The 20,703-nt window shown below is 53.0% G+C and carries 20 protein-coding genes; 9 read left to right on the plus strand and 11 right to left on the minus strand.

The genetic code is table 11. The features are described 5' to 3' along the window. Nucleotides 1-145: 145 nt before the first annotated feature. On the plus strand, nucleotides 146-541 hold the full coding sequence (locus ACFPMF_RS00825; protein ID WP_379840519.1) for a hypothetical protein: 396 nt from the start codon (nucleotides 146-148) through the stop codon (nucleotides 539-541). A 186-nt stretch (nucleotides 542-727) separates the two neighbouring features. Here ACFPMF_RS00825 and ACFPMF_RS00830 read toward each other — a convergent pair whose 3' ends face one another. Continuing rightward, nucleotides 728-997, minus strand: a complete 270-nt coding sequence (locus tag ACFPMF_RS00830) for a hypothetical protein (protein ID WP_379840520.1) — start codon at nucleotides 995-997, stop codon at nucleotides 728-730. Nucleotides 998-1,361: 364 nt separating this feature from the next. Here ACFPMF_RS00830 and ACFPMF_RS00835 point away from each other — a divergent pair, with 364 nt between their 5' ends. Continuing rightward, the gene (locus ACFPMF_RS00835; RefSeq protein ID WP_379840521.1) at nucleotides 1,362-1,517 is read left to right on the plus strand and encodes a family 1 glycosylhydrolase; all 156 of its coding nucleotides are present in this window, start codon (nucleotides 1,362-1,364) and stop codon (nucleotides 1,515-1,517) included. A 349-nt stretch (nucleotides 1,518-1,866) separates the two neighbouring features. After that, nucleotides 1,867-2,571 (plus strand): DUF4369 domain-containing protein, encoded by a 705-nt coding sequence (locus ACFPMF_RS00840; RefSeq protein ID WP_379840522.1) that lies wholly within the window; start codon nucleotides 1,867-1,869, stop codon nucleotides 2,569-2,571. 4 nt (nucleotides 2,572-2,575) lie between these two features. Here ACFPMF_RS00840 and ACFPMF_RS00845 read toward each other — a convergent pair whose 3' ends face one another. After that, entirely contained in the window at nucleotides 2,576-2,746 is a 171-nt protein-coding gene (locus ACFPMF_RS00845; protein ID WP_379840523.1) for a hypothetical protein, read from the minus strand. A gap of 254 nt (nucleotides 2,747-3,000) precedes the next feature. After that, nucleotides 3,001-4,878, minus strand: a complete 1,878-nt coding sequence (locus ACFPMF_RS00850; protein WP_379840524.1) for a heparinase II/III domain-containing protein — start codon at nucleotides 4,876-4,878, stop codon at nucleotides 3,001-3,003. A 193-nt stretch (nucleotides 4,879-5,071) separates the two neighbouring features. On the opposite strand from ACFPMF_RS00850, the gene ACFPMF_RS00855 reads away from it, so the two are divergent. Together ACFPMF_RS00855 and ACFPMF_RS00860 are read left to right on the plus strand one after the other, a co-directional pair. Then, nucleotides 5,072-6,442 (plus strand): Gfo/Idh/MocA family protein, encoded by a 1,371-nt coding sequence (locus ACFPMF_RS00855; RefSeq protein ID WP_379840526.1) that lies wholly within the window; start codon nucleotides 5,072-5,074, stop codon nucleotides 6,440-6,442. After that, the gene (locus tag ACFPMF_RS00860) at nucleotides 6,443-8,158 is read left to right on the plus strand and encodes a hypothetical protein (protein WP_379840527.1); all 1,716 of its coding nucleotides are present in this window, start codon (nucleotides 6,443-6,445) and stop codon (nucleotides 8,156-8,158) included. Nucleotides 8,159-8,254: 96 nt separating this feature from the next. Here ACFPMF_RS00860 and ACFPMF_RS00865 read toward each other — a convergent pair whose 3' ends face one another. Further along, nucleotides 8,255-8,893 (minus strand): 3-keto-disaccharide hydrolase, encoded by a 639-nt coding sequence (locus ACFPMF_RS00865; protein ID WP_379840528.1) that lies wholly within the window; start codon nucleotides 8,891-8,893, stop codon nucleotides 8,255-8,257. Between the two features lie 130 nt (nucleotides 8,894-9,023). Beyond that, complete coding sequence (locus ACFPMF_RS00870) at nucleotides 9,024-9,947, minus strand: ThuA domain-containing protein (RefSeq protein ID WP_379840529.1); 924 nt, start codon at nucleotides 9,945-9,947, stop codon at nucleotides 9,024-9,026. Between the two features lie 219 nt (nucleotides 9,948-10,166). On the opposite strand from ACFPMF_RS00870, the gene ACFPMF_RS00875 reads away from it, so the two are divergent. The 4 genes from ACFPMF_RS00875 to galU all read left to right on the plus strand — a co-directional run bounded on the left by ACFPMF_RS00875 (nucleotide 10,167) and on the right by galU (nucleotide 13,918). Continuing rightward, nucleotides 10,167-10,538 (plus strand): response regulator transcription factor, encoded by a 372-nt coding sequence (locus ACFPMF_RS00875; protein WP_379840530.1) that lies wholly within the window; start codon nucleotides 10,167-10,169, stop codon nucleotides 10,536-10,538. A gap of 708 nt (nucleotides 10,539-11,246) precedes the next feature. After that, nucleotides 11,247-11,600: a hypothetical protein gene (locus ACFPMF_RS00880; RefSeq protein WP_379840531.1), complete on the plus strand. Its 354-nt coding sequence runs from the start codon at nucleotides 11,247-11,249 to the stop codon at nucleotides 11,598-11,600. A 375-nt stretch (nucleotides 11,601-11,975) separates the two neighbouring features. Then, complete coding sequence (locus tag ACFPMF_RS00885; protein WP_379840532.1) at nucleotides 11,976-12,971, plus strand: mevalonate kinase family protein; 996 nt, start codon at nucleotides 11,976-11,978, stop codon at nucleotides 12,969-12,971. A gap of 77 nt (nucleotides 12,972-13,048) precedes the next feature. Beyond that, on the plus strand, nucleotides 13,049-13,918 hold the full coding sequence (gene galU, locus ACFPMF_RS00890; RefSeq protein WP_379840533.1) for a UTP--glucose-1-phosphate uridylyltransferase GalU: 870 nt from the start codon (nucleotides 13,049-13,051) through the stop codon (nucleotides 13,916-13,918). Nucleotides 13,919-14,037: 119 nt separating this feature from the next. Here the strand turns inward: galU and ACFPMF_RS00895 are convergent, their stop codons facing one another. The 6 genes from ACFPMF_RS00895 to ACFPMF_RS00920 all read right to left on the minus strand — a co-directional run bounded on the left by ACFPMF_RS00895 (nucleotide 14,038) and on the right by ACFPMF_RS00920 (nucleotide 20,688). Continuing rightward, nucleotides 14,038-15,165, minus strand: a complete 1,128-nt coding sequence (locus tag ACFPMF_RS00895; RefSeq protein ID WP_379840534.1) for a redoxin family protein — start codon at nucleotides 15,163-15,165, stop codon at nucleotides 14,038-14,040. A gap of 248 nt (nucleotides 15,166-15,413) precedes the next feature. Further along, nucleotides 15,414-15,767, minus strand: coding sequence for a heavy-metal-associated domain-containing protein (locus ACFPMF_RS00900; RefSeq protein ID WP_379840535.1), 354 nt, complete (start codon nucleotides 15,765-15,767; stop codon nucleotides 15,414-15,416). Between the two features lie 39 nt (nucleotides 15,768-15,806). Further along, a complete protein-coding gene (locus ACFPMF_RS00905) occupies nucleotides 15,807-17,261 on the minus strand; it encodes a hypothetical protein (RefSeq protein ID WP_379840536.1) in 1,455 nt (484 codons plus the stop codon). 30 nt (nucleotides 17,262-17,291) lie between these two features. Next, nucleotides 17,292-17,630 (minus strand): four-helix bundle copper-binding protein, encoded by a 339-nt coding sequence (locus ACFPMF_RS00910; protein WP_379840537.1) that lies wholly within the window; start codon nucleotides 17,628-17,630, stop codon nucleotides 17,292-17,294. A 120-nt stretch (nucleotides 17,631-17,750) separates the two neighbouring features. Next, nucleotides 17,751-18,329, minus strand: a complete 579-nt coding sequence (locus ACFPMF_RS00915; RefSeq protein WP_379840538.1) for a helix-turn-helix domain-containing protein — start codon at nucleotides 18,327-18,329, stop codon at nucleotides 17,751-17,753. Between the two features lie 100 nt (nucleotides 18,330-18,429). After that, complete coding sequence (locus ACFPMF_RS00920) at nucleotides 18,430-20,688, minus strand: TonB-dependent receptor (RefSeq protein WP_379840539.1); 2,259 nt, start codon at nucleotides 20,686-20,688, stop codon at nucleotides 18,430-18,432. Nucleotides 20,689-20,703: the final 15 nt, after the last annotated feature.

Consider the following 20,703-nt stretch of genomic DNA (forward strand, 5'->3'; position numbering starts at 1 on the left):
CCCAGGATTTCTGCCGCCAAAGTACTATGTATAGCAAGGTACCTTGGAGTTGTGATACCTTTGAGTCATTCAAACGGCCCGCGAAGCAAGACGCCGATCCAACCCAGTAACAACAAGCACGAAGAACCCATAAACAACAAGACTGATGAAAACCGTCGTTACCTCCGCCCTGATGGCCCTGCTGTTCGCAACCGCTCCGGCTGCTTTTGCCGCCGATAACAAAGAAACTGCTGAAACCAAATCAACTTTCCAGAGTGCGGTTTATCCGATGGCCAACAGCATGAAAGTGAGCGTAAACATCAATAAACCGAAAGACTGCCCGGTGAAGGTCCGCCTACTGAACGAGTCCGGTGAAACGCTGTCGGTTTTGAAACTGGGCAAGGACAACGAGTCGTCGAGCATCCGGTTTGACCTGAATAATCTCGGGGATGGTGTGTACAAAGTTGAAGTGTCCGACGGCGTCAGAACGGACGTGAAAGAAGTGAAAGTGCAGACCAGCACCCCCGTGGCGACTGCTTACCGGGCGATCGTGCTGAACTGATTTTGCGCAAACGTTTACAATTTGTTAACCCACGAGCAACCGGATTCGTGCTAGTTTTGTAGCTCTCGCATCTCATGTTCATTGGGTATTCAAACAGTCTGACGGTTTCCGGCAGGCTCTGTTTCAACGAACCGGACGACAAATCCCGGCCATTTTGCCGGGATTTGTTTTTTTGTAAACTTTCAATCAGCGGTTTTCGTCTGCACAGTATTGCAGGTGACGAACCTCCGACTGAAAGGCCGTAATCTGCCGGGTCTGTACCCGGATCATAGCTTTCGTCGAAAGCAGTTTTCGGAAAGTCGTACAATGATCCATCAGAGAAGTACCCGATGCACCCGGTTTTGAGGGAAATATATTTCCTGATGACGTCAATAGCGTTATTTCCTGCGCCTGCTGCTGAAGTTGTTCGGTCAGGTTCAGCAAAACCGCATCCGGCTGGCCCGACATGACGGCCATTCGCTGAAGGGTAAGGGTCGATCGAGAGAGTTAAGTAATTGATTATAAAGGATTTGAAGTTCGACAGGTACGGGATTGGGCTTCCAGAAAACCGAATAAGCTGGCGTTTCTACCTTGCAGGAACGCCAGATAGCCCAGATCGATAAACCCACGAACAGAAGTAGCCAGAAAGTCTGATTGAGTCGCCGGAGCAGAAGAACACGCAGGGAATACGGCACGCTGTCATTCGAAAAGTTACCGTAAAATTCTGGGATAGAAGTGACCTCAGTATGAACACAATGTAAATCGTTTGCGAAGTTTTGGTTACTATAAATACATCCCACCACTGTACGTGCGGATCGGACAGCTAGTTATTTCCCATACGATGTACCAACCGGTAGTGCGGTCCGGAGGGCATTCGGCAGGTGTTTATTTTGCCTGGTCGCTTTTGGATACCTTCGAATGGACGAAAAGGGACCGGCCGCGTTGCGGGCTTGTATACGTCGATTGCCCGGTGCAGCAGCGCATTGTCAACGAATAGGGGTACTGGTTCCGGAAGCTTCTGCCAAACTGAAGTTTTAGAATATTTACCGTTGCCAATAGTCCAACTGCCTATTTTTTAGTATAACGAAAAGAAATAATTCAACATAATAGGGATTCCCGGCAACTGCCTGGCTCTAGTGTCTTGAATGCGTGTTATTCATCATAGGTTGGTTGACCACAGGCTCCGGCAATTGCTGGAGCTTTGTATTTTACGGTTTACAAGGTTCGCAACCGCTGGATGGGCAAACTTTTCAGCACCGAAAGATAAACCGTATACCGAAAACCGTTTTGTAATGAAAACCGGGCGGTTTCGTCTATGCAGGTGAAAACCTAATCACTGCCGACGGATGAAACTCCCGAAACTCCTGCTGCTCGTTCTGCTCTACTTTTTGTTAATCAAATGCTCCGCGCAGGTCCCTTCGGGTTACCGGGTCAGGGGCCATATCCGCGGGTTGCCGGATCGGACGAAAATTTACCTGATTGATGGCGGACAACGGAAAATCATCGACTCGGCGGTGGTTTATCAGGAGCGGTTTGAGATCAATGGAACCCTGCCGGAACCGGCGCATACCTATCTGTACGCGGGCCGGGGCAGCGTGAGCCTGAAGCTGGCCGATATTCTGCTCGACAACCGAAACCTGGAGGTAGAAGGAATGCGACCGGTTTACGACAGCGTGGTGGTCAAAGGGTCGGACATCGACCGGCTGTGGAAAGAGTGGTGGCAGGAAGACCAGAAAATCGGCTACCAGCGCTTCCGCATCAAACAGGTTTACGATTCGCTATCGGCAAAAGAGGATACTGCCAACGCGGCTATTTTAAAACAAATCGTGGACGAACTGACCGCCCACCGGATCGGGCTGCTGAAAGCCTACGTCAGGCGGTACAGTACGAGCGCGGTGGGAGCGGCCCTGCCGACGCTGTGTACACTGAGCAATTACCTGACCCGAGCCGATTACCTGGAGATGTACCAAATCCTGTCACCCACCTGGCAGCGGTCCCGATTTGGCCGGGAAATTCTGGCTGAAGCCGGTAAGAAGGGTTTCCAGCCGTGAGCCCCTATCCGAAAAACAACATGATCGCAATCATGACAAAGGTGAAAACCACCAGCCAGTCGGGACCGACGGGTTTGGGGTTTTTGCGGCCCGGTTTGGAAAACCGGTTATAGAAATGCGCTAGCCTTGCCGGGCGGTTATGGAGTGCACGCTGAAAAGCCAGGGGGAAAGTCATGATGCCGTGCGATTGATTCACGACTCAAAACTGGTGGCAGGTTCTTAAGCTAGCCTGAAGATCTGCTTAGAATTTACTTAGAGGCTAAAATTCATAGCCAGCCGTCCTGTGCAGAAGAAGGGAAGCGGTTTTCGGTAATCGGTTTACAGGTTATGGTAGTCTGGTTTCGATTGCGCCACTTTGACGGGACCATGAACACCTGTAGATACCATAAACCAAAAACTGTAAACCGATTACCGGAAACCGGAAAACACCTATCGGGGCCACTTTGCCAGCGGCTCAGCGTTTTTTTTGCTTCGTTTGGCGGCTTTTTCGGGAACGAGTAAGACAGTAAGGGCTTTTTGGGACTGGGCCGGAACCTGAATTTCAAAACCGACCCGGATGGTGCCGGGGTTGGGCGCATCGAACGGATTGGGCGGATCGGTGGTCCAGGTTTTCAAAACCGCATTGGCCGGTTCCCGCACCTCGAGTATTAGTTTCTTACCGTCTTTGGTTAGCTCCGCTTTGTTTTTCTGAACGATTTTTACCTCGGCGGGCGTGAGCATGGTCCACCGGACGGTGGCTTCGGTCGAAGCGGTTTCCAGTTCGTCGCGCACCAGCACATAAGCCTGCTCGACCAGCGCGACCCCGCGTACGGCTTGCTGCAGCGAGCCCGCATACAGGGTGCTCAGGTCGGTTACGGCGTTCATAAAACCGGGTTTTTTCGAGGAAGAGAGAAGGGCGGCTTTTCCGTTGACTTTCTGAAGTTCGTTGTTGACGGTCAGTGTGTTGTGGACGAAATTATTGTACCGGAAAACCTGCCAGCGTTGGGAGCCCTGCCGGCTGTTCCATAAATCAACACCTTTCGACTCCAGCGACTCATAGTCCTGCATCCCGAAATCCATCGCCCAGCGGACGCCATCCGCTTCCATGACAAACGAGCCGACATCCATGTGGGCGTGGCTCGCCGACGGTGTGCCGGCTTTCAGGCCCAGAAAAATGGCATTCGGATCGCTCCAGGACGTTCGCATGAGGGCCACCGGCGTTTTGCCGCCCCCGGTCCACATCAGGGTTTTCGGGTCGGCCATCGTGCTCATCGTCACCCCGGCGCTCCACAGCAGGGTGGCGGGCAGAAGCCGGTTTTTGATGAATTGGCGGGCGTTGTCGTTCATCAGGTGGCCCCGCTCGACCCACAGGAGCGAAGGATCCTTCAGCTTTTCGGCAAACCAGAACATCGCGGGTTCCAGACCACCTCCATTTCCGGCATCGGAATAATTAAAGGAATTGCCGGAGGGGCCGGTCATGTTTTCCAGATAACCCGCCGTTTTCAAAAAACCGGGTTTCGCCGTCAGTCCGAAGTCGTTGCCGAACGCTTTTTCCAGCGCGCTGATCAGCATAACGTTAAAGCTGGTTCCGTAGCCCCAGTAACTGTAGCCCTCCGGGTACGCGCCATCCGGACTGTATTCGGTCATCGGCAGCGCCACGGCATCAATGGCCCGGTTGATGATGTTCTTCGCCAGCTGCGGCTGTTCTTCAAAAACCGCCAGGGCTCCATACAGCATCCCTGCATTACAAACCTGATTCCAGTTGTTGCTGACTTTTAACCAGTTATTATACTTTTGGTCAAGTGAAGGTTCAATGCCTTTCTGGAGAATAGCCTGCTGAATAGCCTTGCGTGATTGCTCCGCTAAGCCATAATACAGCCAGTCATACCCGATCGCCATGGCCATTGTCATCTCACCCACATCCAGAAAATGAGAGGGATTCCAGTCGCTGAAACCGGCAATAGCCACCATTTCCTGCTCCGCCCGTCGCAAATAATTTTCCTGCTGGGTCATTCGCCAGGCGTAGGAAAGAAAGAAGATGCGACGCAGGGCTTCGCGGGATTTGCCGAGTAACCGCCGTCCGACCTGAATCCGTTCAATGGGGCGCTCGTCGAGCAGTTCGTTGCATTCGGCGAGAATAATGGCGTGTAGCCGGGCCCAGGTTTTGTCGGAGTCGATGGTTTGCTTAATCGGGTCTTCCTCCCCCTTCAGGAGCAGGATTCGCGGGTGCTCCGGCAGCGAAATTGTATTGCCAAGGTGGTCGGTCTGGGCGTTGATCGTCGTTCCGAACAGTGTTAGCAGGAGGAAAATTTTGACAACGGTTTTCATAAATACCAGCGGTGATGGTAGTTCGATACGGTTTTTACCTGTAATTGCGGGCACGAATTGATTGGATGGTAAACTTACCAGAAAAAGTTACTTTTTCTAGGATGGTAGTTTTTGAATCGTGTATACTTTATGTACCAAGTACAATTTAACGGAATTAACAACCCCGGCGTAACTGGCCGAAACCTTCACGTCAATGAACCTTTTTAACATGAACCGCCGTCACTTTTTGCAAGGTGCCACGGCTTCGCTCGCGCTTTCAGCTTTAGGGGCCTACGGAATGGACGGCCTGAGCCAGGGCAAAACCTGGCGGGTGGCGCTGATCGGCACCGGCTGGTACGGCAAAAGTGATTTATTCCGCCTGATTCAGGTTGCTCCCGTCGAAGTGGTGGCGCTTTGCGACGTAGACAAAAACATGCTGGAGGCTGCGGCCAAACTGGTCAGTCAGCGCCAGAAATCCGGTAAAACTCCCAAGCTGTACGGCGACTACCGGAAACTGCTGGCTGAAAATCAGTTGGATATTGTCTTAATCGGAACTCCTGACCACTGGCACGCGCTCCAAACGATTGACGCCGTCAAGGCCGGTGCGCACGTCTATGTGCAGAAACCGATCAGCGTGGATGTCATGGAAGGGGAAGCGATGGTGGCGGCTGCCCGGAAATACAATAAGGTGGTGCAGGTCGGTACGCAGCGCAAAAGCACTCCGCACCTGATCGATGCCAAGAAAAATATCGTCGATACCGGGTTGCTCGGGAAGGTGAAACACGTCGAAATGTGCTGTTACTTTCACATGCGGGCCAACGGCAATCCGGAAACGCAGCCCGTTCCGGCTTTTCTGGATTACGAAATGTGGACCGGACCGGCCCCGTTACGGCCCTACGATGGCCTGCCGCACATCCGCTGGTGGCGAACCTTCAAAGAGTATGGAAACGGGATCATGGGGGATATGTGTATTCACATGTTCGACACGGTTCGCTGGATGCTGCAGCTCGGCTGGCCCACGAAAATCAGTTCGCAGGGCGGAATCTACGTCCAGAAAGAAGGCAAATCCAATATTGCCGATACGCAGTCGGCGGTTTTCGAATACCCTGAACTGAACTGCGTCTGGCAGCATCGTACCTGGGGAACCCCCAACAACCCGGAGTATCCGTGGTCGTTTACGCTCTACGGCGACAAAGGGACGTTGTGGGCCAGCACCATGCAATACGACTTTATTCCGATGGATAAGGACGGGAAGAAAATCCACAAGGATGTGGTCTACGAAAAAGAAAAGTACCCGGAAGATAACACCGAAGAGCGCATTGAACTGAATGCGGCCCCGGCCACGCGGCTCCACATGCTTGACTTTCTGGCGGCTATTGAGAAAAAAAGCCGCCCCGTGGCCGACATTGAGGAAGGACATATTTCGACGGCGAGCTGTCTGCTGGCCAACCTTTCGATGGAACTCAAACGCCCGTTAGTGTACGATCCGAAAAAACGCGAAGTGGTGGGCGATAAGGAAGCGACGGCGATGCTGGCCCGGAAGTACCGGAGTCCCTGGGTTCACCCTGATCCGAAGAAAGTCTAGATGGAGCGACGAACTTTTGTCCGCATCGGAACCGTTTCGCTTTGCAGTTTGCCCACGCTGACCGTGGCCATGCGCGCCCGTTCCTTTGCGGTTGCCCCGCAGGCCAAACCAACGTGGCTGCTGGAAACCATTAAAGCCAACGATGAGCAGATCAACCGGATTCGGGCCTACCGGGTGAACGAAACCGGGAGTCCGGCATTCGGTGGCGTCAGAGATGGCGAGGATATTCCGAATCCCCAATCGACCGCTGATTTTGTCCGGCGCTGTGCCTGTGCCATTTCCTGCCCGGAGTCTTCGTTTTACCGCTCGAAAGAGCTGTTGGGCGAAACGGCGCAGGCCGTTCAGTATTTACTGAAAATCCAGCATTCGGACGGTACGATTGATTTGCCGGCCACCAATTTTCACTCAACACCCGATACCGGTTTTATTGTCAAGCGGTTAACCACCGGCTATGCGTTGCTGGAGCGGTCGGGTGCGCCGGGACTGGATACGGTTTTGCCTTCGCTGAAAACTTTTCTGCAGCGCGCGGGCGAGGCTTTGATCGTCGGCGGTATTCATACGCCCAACCACCGCTGGGTGGTATCGGCGGCTTTGACCAAACTGAACACGCTCTGGCCCGATAAACGCTATGTAAACCGCCTTGAACAGTGGCTGGGCGAACACATCGACATGGATGCCGACGGGCAGTATAACGAGCGGAGTACGCTGATTTATTCGCCCCTGACCGACCGCCTGCTGATCACGATTGCGAAGGGAATGAACAAGCCGGAGTTGCTGGATTATGTCCGGCGGAATCTGGCCATGACGCTCTATTACATTCATCCGAACGGGGAAGTGGTGTCGGAAGCATCGGGTCGGCAGGACAAGGCGCTGGTCGGCACGCTGGAAGGCTATTATTACCCGGCCCGGTATATGGCGCTGAAAGACCAGAACGGCGAACTGGCGGCATTGTGTCGGCAGATCGAAAAAACCGTCCTGAAAAAGGGCGTACATTTTCTCGATTATTTCCTGGATGATCCCGCGTTCTGGAACGAGTTGCCCGCCAGCAAACCGCTGCCGACGAGCTACGTAAAACCGTTCCCGCATTCGGGTCTGGTCCGGATTCGGCGGGGGAACTGGGACGCCACGATCCTGAAAATGAACCCGGTATGGCTCACCTTTTCGAAGGGCGAAGCGGTTTTGCAGGGTTTGCGGCTGTCGGCTTCCTTTTTCGGGAAAGGCCAGTTCCAGACCGAAAAAATCGAGCAGCAGGGGGATAGCTGGGTGCTGACGCAAACATTAAAAGCGCCTTATTACCAACCGGTTACGAAAAGTGAAATCGATCCGGCGGGCGACTGGGAGAAGATGGGGCACGCCAAACGGAAGCAAACCGAGATTCAGTCATACGAAGCGAAAGTGACGATTCGGGAAACCAGTAGCGGAATGGAAGCCCGGATTGAGATGACCGGAACTGACAACGTTCCGGTTTCGCTGGAACTGATTTTCCGGGCGGGCGGTACGTTCGCGGGGGTCACCAAACATCCGACCCGTCCCAACGCCCACCTGTTAAGCGGGGGGTCGGGTTCGTATACGGTGGGAAACGATACCATTTCATTCGGGCCAGGCAAGGCGCTGCACAAAGGTGTGGTACTGCGGGGGGCTTTGCCACCGATGGATGCGCCCACGGTTTACCTGACCGGTTTTACGCCGTTTCAGCACACGATCCGGCTGTCCTGATCCAGCAGACGAATGACCGTGAAAACCGGCCGGAGATACCAACTATTCTGGTTGATGGCTCCGGCCGGGTTTCTGCGTTCAACACCGTCGGGGTCATTAAGGCAGTTCCTCCAGCACCAGGTCTTTGAAATACACCTGCGCCTTGCCGCCCCCGTGAATCTGTAAACCAATCAGCCCGGTCTGGGGGATCGTTTGATCCGGCTCGGTGTAATCAATGGTTTGTTTACCGTTCAGGTACAGCCGGATGCGTCGGTTTTCGGCCCGGATTTCGTACGTATTCCAGTCGTTCCGTTTAAGGATTTTTTTGATCAGATTCGAGTCCGGCTGGATCAGCGTTTTATTCCGGCGCGATTCGTCGTACAGACTGGCCCAATAGCGATCCCCCAGATCGGCCTGATAGCCCGTCATTTCGTGTGCAGGATTAGTAAGACGTTTACTGCGGAACTGAACGCCGGTATTAATGAAGCCTTCGGAGCCTAGCAGCTTGAATGTGCAGCGCAGGACAAAATTCCCGTATTCGCGGGTTGTGCACAGGAAGTCGTTTTTCGGAACGGTTTCGGTCAGCGAACCGCCCACCAGGGCTCCATCCTGAATCCGCCAGGTTTTCAGGGTGTCGCCCTCCCAGCCGCGAAACGTTTTTCCGTCGAAAATTCGCACCGGTTTTTGGGGGGCGCGAACCGTAAACGCCGTCAGGATGGCCCCGCCGATCAGGGTGCAGAAAAGTGAGCATTTCATGATGTCAATCAGGTTTTGGAGTAGGATGAGCGGATTGGGTGTTTACCACAGGGGTCACGCGTTGCCGTTCAAAGGTAGCAAAATAGCACTTGATGGGTTTGAAGATCCGGTTTTTGTTCGTAAGGCCTCATTAATGCGGACATCGATTTTCCCCCATTTCGTCGTTGGAAGGCGTTGATGACGAAACCCCTTCCCTGGGTACCTCGGCTTTGGCGACCCAGGTAATGGCATTCAGCACGAGTTTCCGCATATTGTCGTCGGCCCAGACCCGGTGAAAATGACCGCCGGTGATGCCAAAACCGCGTCCGCCGTCGGGCCGTTCCCGGCACCAGGCCATGTGTTGCGGTTTTCCTTCGCTGATTTCGGCCCGGACGGCCGGATTCCCTTCGTGGGGGCCATCTTTCCGGTTCAGGGTCGAAGCGGGAGGCACCGTGGTCAGCAGGGGCGTGACGCCCTGCATCCCGGGCTGAAAACGCATGTGATAATACCACTCGTCATTGAGGGTGAACGGCTTGACACCCCGCGTAATGACGTGCGACGGGATCGTTTTATACTCCGCGGTCCAGACCGGGTTGACCGACCAGAACGTTTCAAAATACCCGCCGATCCAGTCCATAAAGTAGTTGCCGGGCGTTCCCTTGGGTACTTCGACGGCATAATGGATACAGACCAGACCGACGCCTTTTTTCATCAGGGTATTCACCTTCTCCAGGTGCTGGTTGATCATGTGACCTTCTCCGCCATCACCATAAACCACCACGGCAGCCGCCTGATCGAGTGCCTCCGAACGGGTGGGCCAGCCTTCTGTAAAGACTTCCGTTACAATACCCGGCACATTTTCCCGGAGTCGTTTTGCCAGGAGGATGCACCCGGCTTTGTGTTCGTGTTCGCCGGGCCCGTGGCTGCATTTACCCGCGATAAACACCACGCGTTTTTGGGCCGGTGATGGAGGAGGGGTGCTTGTGGAGGCTCCTGGCTGGTCAGGAGCCAGCGTGGCCGACAGGCATCCCAGTAATAATACACCAAAAACCGGGAGTGAGAAAAGGGTATGCATTGAATTTTCAGGGAGATTTTCGACAAAAGAAGGACCGTAAGGGTAACTACTGAGTCCGCAATTTTGATTGGCAAACTTTTTGAGCGTACCGCTGGGAAGGGCCACTACCGAATACGAACTTTATTGAGGGATTGGCCTGATATTTGTGAAATAATTTGACAATAGTCAGTTCTTCAGAAAGAATTGACTATTTCGGTTATTGGCAAATTCTGACTTCGGATGAAGAAAACAGTTCTGGTGGTTGAAGACCAGTCGTCGCAGCGGAAGATCATGGTGGAAGGCCTGCAGCGGGCGGGTTACCTTGTATTCCAGGCTAGTGATGTTCGGGATGCGAACAGTTTGCTTCATCACCAGAAACCGGATGTCCTGGTTGTTGATATGCACCTGCCCAGCGGAGATGGAACCGAAGTCATTCGGGAAGTTCGCAAACTATCGGGCGCACCTGTACCGGTCATCGCCGTTTCGATCGATCTGGCCATTCTCAACAAAAACCTAATGACCACCTACCCGGCCGACGCGTACTTATCTAAACCGTTCCATCCAAAGGAGTTGTTGAAGTTGGTGGAAGAGTTGGTGGGCGTGTCGCTTTGATGCGTTTAAATCCCATGGTTATCAGTTGTTTTCCCACCTCGAACGTAACGACCCAATACTTTAGATCATCGTTGGTGACAATCCAGAGGTTGCTTTCTGCGAAAGCATTGAACTGAATCCAGGCCAGTGCCTGAACGGGATTGTCGAATAAAATAAGGGGCGTGTCGATGGAAGTAGGTAGAGCCTGCAAGACCGCCAACCAGGTATCTTCATTCATAAATGTGGAACAGAATTAACTGCGGAACACCAGGGTGTTACACGTTGGATAAGGTTCAAACGGAGGCTATACCTAATAAAACAGCCACGAAAACAATGGCAAATGCGGCCAGTAAACGGCGCATTTTATGCGGTTTTAGTGCCTTCTGAAAAGCTGTATACGCGTAATAGCCCGCAACCAGGCCATACAGCACTAATGAAAATCTAATAAGATAGACGGCCTGCATGGAGATTGTTAACGAATAAGTGACTACTCTTCACTTATTTAATTTTTACTAAATTTTACTACTTCCTGAATTGCATCAAAATATATGCCATCCTGGTGTAGTTCGAGAAAATTTATCAAAAAAATAAAGAAGGTCGATTTGGTGGTTTTACTTAGGCTTTATGGCAAAATACAGTCTTTTTCAGGCTTTTTTTTGAATTTATCACTAAGTGGTACGGAGTTTGTTGCCTGTTAAAAATACTTAGTTATATTCGTGCCGAATTAAAATGGAAACAACACTTCGACTGGCCATGTCCGGCACTCCGAACGCCCCCCATTCCAGCCCCAGATGGAACCGGGAGGTACGGGAATCTTTTGCGTTGTATCACGAGCTGGAATCGCTGCGGGACCGGGTAGGTCCGTTGGATACGGTTCTGATGATTGACGAATGTCTGGGGCATTTACTGCAGACCCTGAATCTGGTTGTGGCCGATCTGGATAACGCGCCAATGGCCTCCGACCAGCCGGCCTTTAAAGAGTTTATGCGTCAGATTGCCCGGCGGCTTCAGGCCGAAAACCGGTCGGTCAAATCTCTGATCCGGCAGGTCACAGAGACGGAGCTAACCCGGTTTAACCGGTAGTCCCAGCACGCATCGCTGCGTCGTTTTTGTAGGTTTGTCAGGCACTACTCCCCCTGACGCATGCAATCGAAACACTCCCTGGTTCTTCTTTTGTTTTGCTCAGTCGGCTCGGGCTTGCGCAATGACAACCGGCCAGATAGCCATTGTAAAGCCTTACGACAACGATCACCTGAATCCCCTTGCGTTGCGTTACTTACTGGGTTCGCCTTGCAGAACAGTGGAATGAAATTAATTAAGCAACCGGAGGAACGGCCGGGCGAAAAACGCTGGATTTTACCATAAAACGGAGCTGAGCAACCCGATCTCTCATTTTTCATTGTTCAATAGGCATTTTACGCCTAACTTGCCGGCCAACGTTACCAACAGTAGAAAAAGTTGATTATTGAAACACGCGCCTACGCCCGCGCCGGGCTGCTGGGCAATCCCTCCGACGGTTTTTTCGGCAAAACGATTTCGATTTCAGTGCGGAATTTTGGGGCCTCGGTTTCCCTGTATGAATCGCCGGAACTGAACATTGAACCACAGCCGCAGGATACGAACTCGTTCCGCAGTATTTATCACCTCCGCGATGCAGTGGCCTCGCTGGGCTACCACGGCGGTGTGCCGCTGATCAAGGCCGCCCTTAAGCGGTTTTGTGAATACTGTGATCAGCAGGGGGTTCGGTTGCCGAACAAGAACTTTACCATCCGGTATAGCACTTCCATTCCGCGGCAGGTCGGACTGTCGGGTTCCAGCGCCATCATCGTTGCGACATTTCGGGCGTTGATGAAGTTCTACCAGGTCGAGATCCCGTTGCCGCAACTGCCGACGCTGGTGCTGAAAACCGAGTCGGAAGAACTGGGCATTACGGCCGGTTTGCAGGACCGGGTCATTCAGTGTTACGAAGGTTGTGTCTACATGAATTTTGACCGCGAACAGATTGAAAAATGCGGACACGGTTTTTACGAACCTATCGACCCACGTCTGCTGCCCAAACTGTATATCGCCTATAAAACCTCACTGGGTAAGCAATCGGGCCGGATTCACAACGATGTGCGTTCGCGCTGGGATAAAGGAGAGGAACTGGTTGTCAAAACGTTGCAGGAGATTGCGGATGTGGCCCGCCAGGGCCGTGAAGCGTTGATGACCCACGAAGAGGCACAGTTGCACGAGCTGGTGAACCAGAACTTCGACCTTCGCCGGCGGATTTACAACATCAGCGAAAGCAACCTGGAAATGATTTCGGCGGCCCGTCGCATCGGAGCGTCGGCCTCGTTTGCCGGTTCGGGCGGGGCTATTGTCGGAATTTACAAAGACGACGATATGCTGAACCGCCTGTTTGTCACCATGAAACAACTTAACGCCCGCGTTATTAAACCGTACGTCGTTTAATTTTGAATGATAGAATGCGTGAATAGCTTCGTCAATTGGAGCTATTCACGCATTCTATCATTCCCTCATTCAAAATTATGATTAAGAAAGCCGTTATTCCTGCTGCCGGACTGGGAACCCGATTTTTACCGGCCACCAAAGCGCAACCGAAAGAAATGTTGCCGATTATCGACACCCCGACCATTCAATATGTGGTGCAGGAGGCCGTCGATTCGGGCATTGAAGATATTCTGATCATTACCGGAAAAGGGAAACGCTCCATCGAAGATCATTTCGACCGGAACTACGAACTCGAAACCCGGCTGGAGGAGAAGGAAGACGAAGCCCTGTTGCTCGAAATGCGCCGGTTGTCGGACATGGCCGACATTCATTTTGTCCGCCAGAAAGAATTGAATGGTCTGGGTGATGCCATCTATTATGCTCGTCACCACGTTGGCAATGAGCCGTTTGCGGTTTTGCTGGGCGACACGATCATGGATTCGGTAATTCCGGTGACGCAGCAGTTGATCGACACGTACGACCAATACCGCGGAACGGTCATAGCGGTGGAGGAAGTCCCTTCGGACAAAGTAAACCGGTACGGAATTGTGGGTGGCTCAACCCTGAGCGACAGTATCATGGAACTGAATACGCTGGTCGAAAAACCGGCCATTAACGCGGCTCCGTCGAACCTGGCCATTGCCGGACGGTATATCCTGACCCCCGACATTTTTGCCGCCATCGAACAAACGCCCAAGGGAAAAAACAACGAAATCCAGCTGACGGATGCGATGTTGCTGCTGCTCAAGCGGGAAAATATTTATTCCCACCGGATTGAGGGCAAACGGCATGACATTGGCAATAAGCTCGATTTCCTGAAAACCACCGTTGAATTTGCTCTGAAGCGTAAGGAGTTTTCGGCGCCTTTTCTGAAGTTCCTGAAGGAAATTGTAGCGGCTCACTCCTAGTACCACAGACAACGTAAGGTCTGCGGTATTTCCATACCACCCGGTTTGAAAAAAGCAGCGGATTTCAAATCCGCTGCTGAAACCGTCAGGGTTTCAAATCCGGACGAGCAGGGTGCGGTTTACGGATTGCTGAAAACCACCGCCAACTGTTTTTCGAGTTCGGCGCCGTGGAGTCCTTTACGGATCACAAACCCTTCTTTGTCGATCAGCAGATTCATCGGAATCGAATTGTTCCCGTAGTGGGTACCAACGGCGTTCTGGTCATCAACCCGGTCAGAAAGCTGGGGCCACGGCAAACCGGCTTTCTGAAGTGCTTTCTTCCAGGCCTTGGGGTCTTCGTCCACCGAAATGCTAACGATCTCAAGGCCTTTGCTTTTGTATTGTTTGTAGAGGGTTTTGAGTCGTTTCTGCTCCCGTTGACAGTGGCTGCACCAGCTCGCCCAGAAGTCGATCAGGAGGACGCTCCCTTTGTACGCTTGTAGATGCACCGGTTTTGCGTTTTTGTCGGCCAACACCAGATCGGGGGCGTATTGACGGACTGGCTTCACCCGTTCAAAAACCTGTTCGCGAATCTGTCGGCCGACCGAATGCTGCTGCAGGGAGTAATCAAGGTGGTTGAAAAGATACCGGGCTCGTTCCTTCGGCAGTTCTGGCAGCATTTCCTGTAACGCAAAAAGACTGACGTACGAGCGGGGATTGAAGCCAATAAAAGTGGCTTTTACATCCAGAATACCGTTGCTCAATTTTTGGTATTGGTTGTTAAGAACGAACAAACTGTCTTTATCAGCTTTTTGCTCGGCGTTCCGGAGCAAAGACTCGAGGATTTTCTGCTGCTTCAGGTACACTTCGACGGATTTGGCCAGAATGACCTGATCCCGCAGGGACGTGCTACCCACGATCGACGCCCGCTCCAGCGAATCGGCGTCGCCAATAATGGAAATCAGCGGACCATCCAGAATAAACGACCTGAACCGGGCGTGCGGCTGTCCTTTGATGCCAAGAGCGTAATAATTGGGTTCGCCGAGCATGCCTTCCAGGGTGAAACGTCCTTCGCTGGCTACACACGAATCAATTTGGGGCGCGCGTGGACTCGATTTCGGCACAAACAACTCGGCGCGGGGAATGAGGTAAATCGTCTGACCGTTCTTCAGATTCTTCAAATGCCCCGTAATGGTATAGCGGGTAACCGGTTTTTGGCCGTAGGCAATGCCTGCCAATAGGGCGAAAAAGAAGAGAAGCCGGAACATATCTTGCTCATTTAGAAGGAAAAGTAAGTTACAAAGATTTTTTTCTAAAAAGCAACGATATTTATAGTTGTTTAACTGTTTTTAACTATTCCAGCTGTATGCTAATGCGGAACACGTTTATTCCGTTGGACGACATTTCGAGTCTGACGCGCTCGGTCCGAATCCGGCTGGAATCCCATAGAAGCCTTCGGGCGAAAGACCTGCCGCCAATTTCTAATCATAGCTTTTTAACTCTTCATTCTTACCTCCTAGTGGTGCTTCATGCCGCCTTTTTTGCAGCAGGAGGGGAGTTTGGCGTATCCTTTCTCGTCGGCGGTCACTTCATCAGCATCGTAGCCGGTTTTTGAAATTGTGGCTTTGATGCGGTTTACATCGGTTTTCTTCGGATTGTATTTTACCGTAACGACCTTGTTGGTCAGGTCCAGGTTCGATTCTTTAACCCCTTTCTCGAAGGCCAGGTTGCGCTCGATGCGGGACTTGCACATTTCGCAAATAGCGGAGGTTTTGATTTTTACTTCTTTTTCGTTGTCGTCACCAGCCTGGGCCGTGAATCCGAAAGCGAGCAGAACGAGGGTAAGGAGGCCAAATAAGTGCTTTTTCATCAATATATGGTTTACGAGGTATGGTTACAAAATGGTTGGTTAATGGTGCTTACCAGGCAGCCTCATGGGCATAAGCGATGGGGTGATGCGCAGGTAGATTTGTCCTGATAACGGAAATTGGCCATAAACCGGTTCCAGGGTCTTGCCGGGAAAATGGCCGGTAAGCTGCGCACCGAGTGTCAGATCCGTCTGCGCCAGCTGGACCAGGCGGTAATTCATGCCCAGCGTCAGGCTGTTGATGGTAGCCAGCAGTGTTTCGTCGGTATCATAATCGAAAAAATACGAGTGAAGTCCGAGTTCATCAACTGATTTGGTGATGTTCTCAAACCGCCCAAACAACGCCATTCGCCCCAGTTGCAGACTGCTTTCGGCCAGATAGGCACTTTCGTTTTGCCTGTCGTGCGAATTCATACCCCAGACCAGGGCGGAAGATACGTACCTGTCGGGGCGCCCCAGCGGTTTACTGTGCAAGAGGGAGGCCGTGGTCCGGGTGACGTTATGATCCGGCTCGATAGCTTCCGGGCTTTTGAGAAATCCCTGCGAAAACTGAAGGGCCAGTGAGGGCGACGGATTGACCGACAGCCGGTAGGAATAACTGTCGAAACGCGGTCGGTCGAACCCAAAGCGGTTTTCGTTCGGTTCGCGCCCCGTAAAACTGGACACTTCCAATTTCGTGATTTTATACCGAAAACCCGCCGTCGCCACGCCATAGGTAATATGCGAGGCATCCGTCCAGTGGTGGCCCAGGGGCGAATCCGGGTTGTTAAACGACGAAATCCGGTGCATAAACGCCGGTGGTCCCAGGGCCGGTTCACCCGGATAACCGACGTACCCGAAGACATCGGCGTTGCGGGACAGCGCATAGGAATAACCGACCGACAATTCCGAGAACAGATCGTGCTGGTGCTGCCGATCCACCAGCCGTTCGCCCTTGTAGGTTTCACCGGATTGAAACAGCAGCGGATAACCGTTGTTGCCCACCGTCAGCGGATCGAGTGAAAGCATTGCTTTCAAGGCCAGCAACCCCCGGCGACCGACTTGTCGCTGGGCCATTCCCATCACATAGTTGGGCGCATCGAAGGCCGTTGCCCGGCCGCGTTGGCCGGGATTGTTAAAATTCTGGTTGGTGTGGCGGATAAAGAGGCTGTAGTGCAGCATCGTCATCCAGGGTTTGCCCGATGGCCCGGTGGGATGCGACATGTACATGTACATCGGCGTGTGATCGGGATGCCAGGCGGTTCCGGAGGCATTCCGGTTCATGGGTAGGTTCCGGGAGTAAAGGTGCGACATCATCGACACGCTCTGCTGCATTTGCATCATATCGTGCATGGCGTGCCCCATGGCGGCATGGTTCAGGCTGTCCTGCCGCATCATCCCCTTTGCCGAAGGCAGGCGGGCTTTCCGGCTGGTGTCAGGGGGAAAGCTGTCGGCCCGGGCGGAACCCAGGAGGCCGCAAAAAAGCAGTACAAGTAACGTTTTTTTCGGTGTATTCATGGCCAATACAATTCATCAATACGGCAACCATCAGGCCGTCGCTGACAGGCGACGGCAATCGTCGGCGCAACGGCGGCAGGCTTCGGCGCAGGCCCGGCAATGTTCGTGATCGTGTTGGCTGCATTCGTCGGCACAAGCGTCGCACACGTCGGCGCAAAGGACCATAAACGGCATCATAAACGCGGAGTCGCGGGCGGTTAAGCTACCGCACATCCGGCAAAAATCGGCACAATCGCGGCAGAGCCGGATGCACTCGCGCATCATCATGACGTGGTCTTCCCGCAGACAGGCCGTCGCGCAGCGTTCGCAGGCGGCTGCACAATCAAAACAGAGCTGAACATGCTGTTCGTGGTGTTGCATCGATTCCATAACGTAATTAATCAGTTAAATTGTTGAACAATCGGTTATTAACGGGTTTCGTTACGGTGTTGAAGCAAAACTAGTGGGCTGCCCGATTTTAAACGTATAAAACTTCGTCCCTGTTGTGTATCATTTGGCGGTACCGATCTTGTCGATTTCGGTCCGGTATTCGAGGCCGGTTCGTTTGAAATCACTCGGTGTCAGGCCCACCAACTGCTTGAACTGGTTCGAGAGATGCTGGGTGCTGCTGTAACCCAGTCGCCAGGCAATCTCACTGAGGGATAACTCGCCGTAGCGCAAATATTCTTTTACTTTCTCGATTTTTTGCGCAATGACGTACTTCTCAATCGTCAGGCTTTCGATGGCCGAGAACAGGTGGCTCAGGTACGAATAGTCGTAGCCCATTTTCTGCGTTAGGAAATCCGACAGGTTCTGGTGTTCCGGGCGTTCGCGACGATCGTGGTGTATTTCGTTGATAATAAGCGTCTTGATTTGTTCGACCAGCACGGTTTTCCGGTCTTCCAGCAGTTCAAAGTCATTCTCCGCCAGCACCCGGCGAAGGTCGTCCAGCGAAACGTTTTCGGGGAGTTCGCTAATTTCGACTTCACCCAGTTCGATGCGTTGGACGGTCATTCCCCGTTCCTCCAGAATTTCCCGAACGACGCGCTTGCACCGCCCGCAGACCATATGTTTGATGAATAGTTTCATGCCTGTACGCGTTTCGAACGGGGATTCCACGGATTAAAAGATTACCTGAGAGTAACTAACCTGCGAATCATATCTAATCCCTGAAACCCCGGTTCTGCGATTAGATTTTAAGTTTATACCGGAAACCGGCGTAAATCATGCGGCCGGTGATGGGACCCCAGACGCGGGCCGCTGCGTCGAAATCCGGACCGAACGGATCCTTCGCGCCAACAATCGGATTGCTCTGCCGGAAATTGCCCAGGTTTTCACCGCCCAGATAAATTTCCCACAACCGGAAAGCCTTGCTAACCTGCGCATTAAGATTGTAAAAACCGGGAGCGGTTTCGCGGGGCATGTTCTGGTAACTGGTATGCACGTACCCTTCGCGCAGGTACGGAATCCGGCGCGGACCGTTCCACTGGACCGTAAAATCAAACTTCCATTTGTCGTAAGGGAGGGCATAGCCCGCGTTGAACAATACCCGGTCGCGGCTGACCATCATGCGCGGCAGCAATAGACTTTCCCCGAAGGTCATCCCCATGGTTTGCCGAACGTCGAAAAGCCGGTAGGCCAGTTTGACTTCCATACGACGCATGGGCTGGTAGTTCAGTTCGGCCTGGAAGCTGTTGGAAAACGAGCGGCTTTTCAGACCGGGTGCCGACCGGCTCGAGAGGTAATAAAAATGGAGTTCGCGGGGGTGTTCCAGATCGGCGATCAACTGGTTCTGAAAGTCGGTCCGGTAATAATCCAGCACCAGCGACGCTTTCTGTCCGAACAGGTTGAAGTCCTGCGCCAGACTGGCTCCGTAATTCCAGGAGACCTCCGCCTGTAGTTTGTCATCGAAAATAACCGACCGCGAACTGACCAGGTACCCATAGTTCTCGGCCAGTGCATTGGGAGTTCGGAACCCGCGGCCGGCCGACGCCCGGAGCGTCAGGTTGTCGGTGAGATCGTATTTGGCGTGAATCCGGGGGGTAAACTGCGTTCCGAAGAGATTGTGGAAATCCAGTCGGGCCCCGGCTACCAACGTTAGTTTCTCCAGATACGAATAGGTGTATTCGCCGAAAACACCCGGCACCGATTCCGTGCGCGTCATCAGGGTGTCCCGGTATTGTTCGCGGTAATCGTCGAGCAGAAAACTGGCCCCGATCTTGAACGAATGGTTTGTATTGTCGATGATCGACTGGTAAATCAGGTTGCCGTACAGTGTCTGCTGCCGCCCGTTGTACGGAATAAACCCAAACTTCGAAGTCTGCTCGTGATTGGCCGCGTTCAGAATCAACCCTAACCCCCGGTACGGTTTTTCGGGATACAGACGGGCGGTTTTGGAGAACACTTCAACCCGCTTCGTCAGGTTCGTAAATCGGTACGTGGGACTGGCCCCCGGGTTTTCAGTCGCTTGTCCGCCCGTTCGGTCTTCGTACAGGGCTTTGACGCCAAATTGCGTCATGAACCGCTCGGTTCCGTATTTGGCGCGAACAATTCCGTTGTACTGCGTAAACAGCGGTAAGTCCAGGAAGTTGTCCCCATTCTGGTCAATGCGGTTTTGCAGCGTACTGGCGTGCCCCAGAAAACCGATGCTCCACTTCTCGTTTAGCGGGCGCGAGAGATTCAGGTTGCCCTCAAACCGGCCGAAACTGTTGGCGTAGGCATTGGCAAACACGCGTTCCTGGGCATCCGGTTTCTGTAGTTCAACGTTGATGGCGCCCGCCATATTCTCGTACCCGTTGACGACCGACCCCGCGCCTTTCCCGATGTCGATGGACGAAATCCAGGTGCCGGGCACAAAATTCAGTCCGAAGGTTGAAGCCAGCCCACGAATGGTTGGGATATTCTCGACATTGGTCTGGACGTAATTGCCGCTCAGCCCCAGCATCTGGATTTGTTTGGCACCGGTGACGGCATCGCTGTAGGAAACGTTGACCGACGCATTGGTTTCGAATGACTCCGAGAGGTTGCAACAGGCGGCTTTGGCCAGGGTTCGGGTGGTCAGAATTTCGTTCTGGATGGGGGACATCCGGTCGATCTGCGACGATGCGCCCTGCACCGTCACTTCCTGCAAGGTGTTCTGGCTGGTCAGAATCACGTCTACGGATGATTGATCCGTGATGGTAATCGTGTCGGGTTTGAAGCCGATGAAGCTAAAAACCAGCCGGTTTGTTGCCCCGGATCGTGCGATTTCAAACCGCCCCTGCGGGTTGGACGTGGTCGATACGGCGGTTCCGGCCCAGTAAATCGTAACGCCGGTGAGGGGAACCGTCTGATTCGTGACGCGCTCCGAAACCGTACCGCTGATGGTTTGCGCGTGTATTGGTAGGGAAGCGAAAATGAAGAAGGTAAACACCGCTACCTCCTTTTTAAAGGTGGAATGTGGATCCATAAAAGTCGTTTGGTG

Origin of the sequence: Larkinella bovis (assembly GCF_042655385.1) — a bacterium.
In the GTDB taxonomy this organism is placed as follows: Bacteria; Bacteroidota; Bacteroidia; order Cytophagales; family Spirosomataceae; genus Larkinella; species Larkinella bovis.

Excerpts from the sequence above, each read along its gene's own strand:
- ACFPMF_RS00910 (WP_379840537.1), bottom strand. The coding sequence starts at position 17,630 with ATGGAATCGATGCAACACCACGAACAGCATGTTCAGCTCTGTTTTGAT.
- ACFPMF_RS00835 (WP_379840521.1), top strand. The coding sequence starts at position 1,362 with ATGTACCAACCGGTAGTGCGGTCCGGAGGGCATTCGGCAGGTGTTTAT.
- ACFPMF_RS00895 (WP_379840534.1), bottom strand. The coding sequence starts at position 15,165 with ATGTTCCGGCTTCTCTTCTTTTTCGCCCTATTGGCAGGCATTGCCTAC.
- ACFPMF_RS00880 (WP_379840531.1), top strand. The coding sequence starts at position 11,247 with ATGGAAACAACACTTCGACTGGCCATGTCCGGCACTCCGAACGCCCCC.
- ACFPMF_RS00860 (WP_379840527.1), top strand. The coding sequence starts at position 6,443 with ATGGAGCGACGAACTTTTGTCCGCATCGGAACCGTTTCGCTTTGCAGT.
- ACFPMF_RS00900 (WP_379840535.1), bottom strand. The coding sequence starts at position 15,767 with ATGAAAAAGCACTTATTTGGCCTCCTTACCCTCGTTCTGCTCGCTTTC.
- ACFPMF_RS00905 (WP_379840536.1), bottom strand. The coding sequence starts at position 17,261 with ATGAATACACCGAAAAAAACGTTACTTGTACTGCTTTTTTGCGGCCTC.
- ACFPMF_RS00875 (WP_379840530.1), top strand. The coding sequence starts at position 10,167 with ATGAAGAAAACAGTTCTGGTGGTTGAAGACCAGTCGTCGCAGCGGAAG.
- ACFPMF_RS00920 (WP_379840539.1), bottom strand. The coding sequence starts at position 20,688 with ATGGATCCACATTCCACCTTTAAAAAGGAGGTAGCGGTGTTTACCTTC.
- ACFPMF_RS00850 (WP_379840524.1), bottom strand. The coding sequence starts at position 4,878 with ATGAAAACCGTTGTCAAAATTTTCCTCCTGCTAACACTGTTCGGAACG.
- ACFPMF_RS00870 (WP_379840529.1), bottom strand. The coding sequence starts at position 9,947 with ATGCATACCCTTTTCTCACTCCCGGTTTTTGGTGTATTATTACTGGGA.
- ACFPMF_RS00825 (WP_379840519.1), top strand. The coding sequence starts at position 146 with ATGAAAACCGTCGTTACCTCCGCCCTGATGGCCCTGCTGTTCGCAACC.
- ACFPMF_RS00840 (WP_379840522.1), top strand. The coding sequence starts at position 1,867 with ATGAAACTCCCGAAACTCCTGCTGCTCGTTCTGCTCTACTTTTTGTTA.
- ACFPMF_RS00830 (WP_379840520.1), bottom strand. The coding sequence starts at position 997 with ATGGCCGTCATGTCGGGCCAGCCGGATGCGGTTTTGCTGAACCTGACC.
- ACFPMF_RS00915 (WP_379840538.1), bottom strand. The coding sequence starts at position 18,329 with ATGAAACTATTCATCAAACATATGGTCTGCGGGCGGTGCAAGCGCGTC.
- ACFPMF_RS00855 (WP_379840526.1), top strand. The coding sequence starts at position 5,072 with ATGAACCTTTTTAACATGAACCGCCGTCACTTTTTGCAAGGTGCCACG.
- galU (WP_379840533.1), top strand. The coding sequence starts at position 13,049 with ATGATTAAGAAAGCCGTTATTCCTGCTGCCGGACTGGGAACCCGATTT.
- ACFPMF_RS00845 (WP_379840523.1), bottom strand. The coding sequence starts at position 2,746 with ATGACTTTCCCCCTGGCTTTTCAGCGTGCACTCCATAACCGCCCGGCA.
- ACFPMF_RS00865 (WP_379840528.1), bottom strand. The coding sequence starts at position 8,893 with ATGAAATGCTCACTTTTCTGCACCCTGATCGGCGGGGCCATCCTGACG.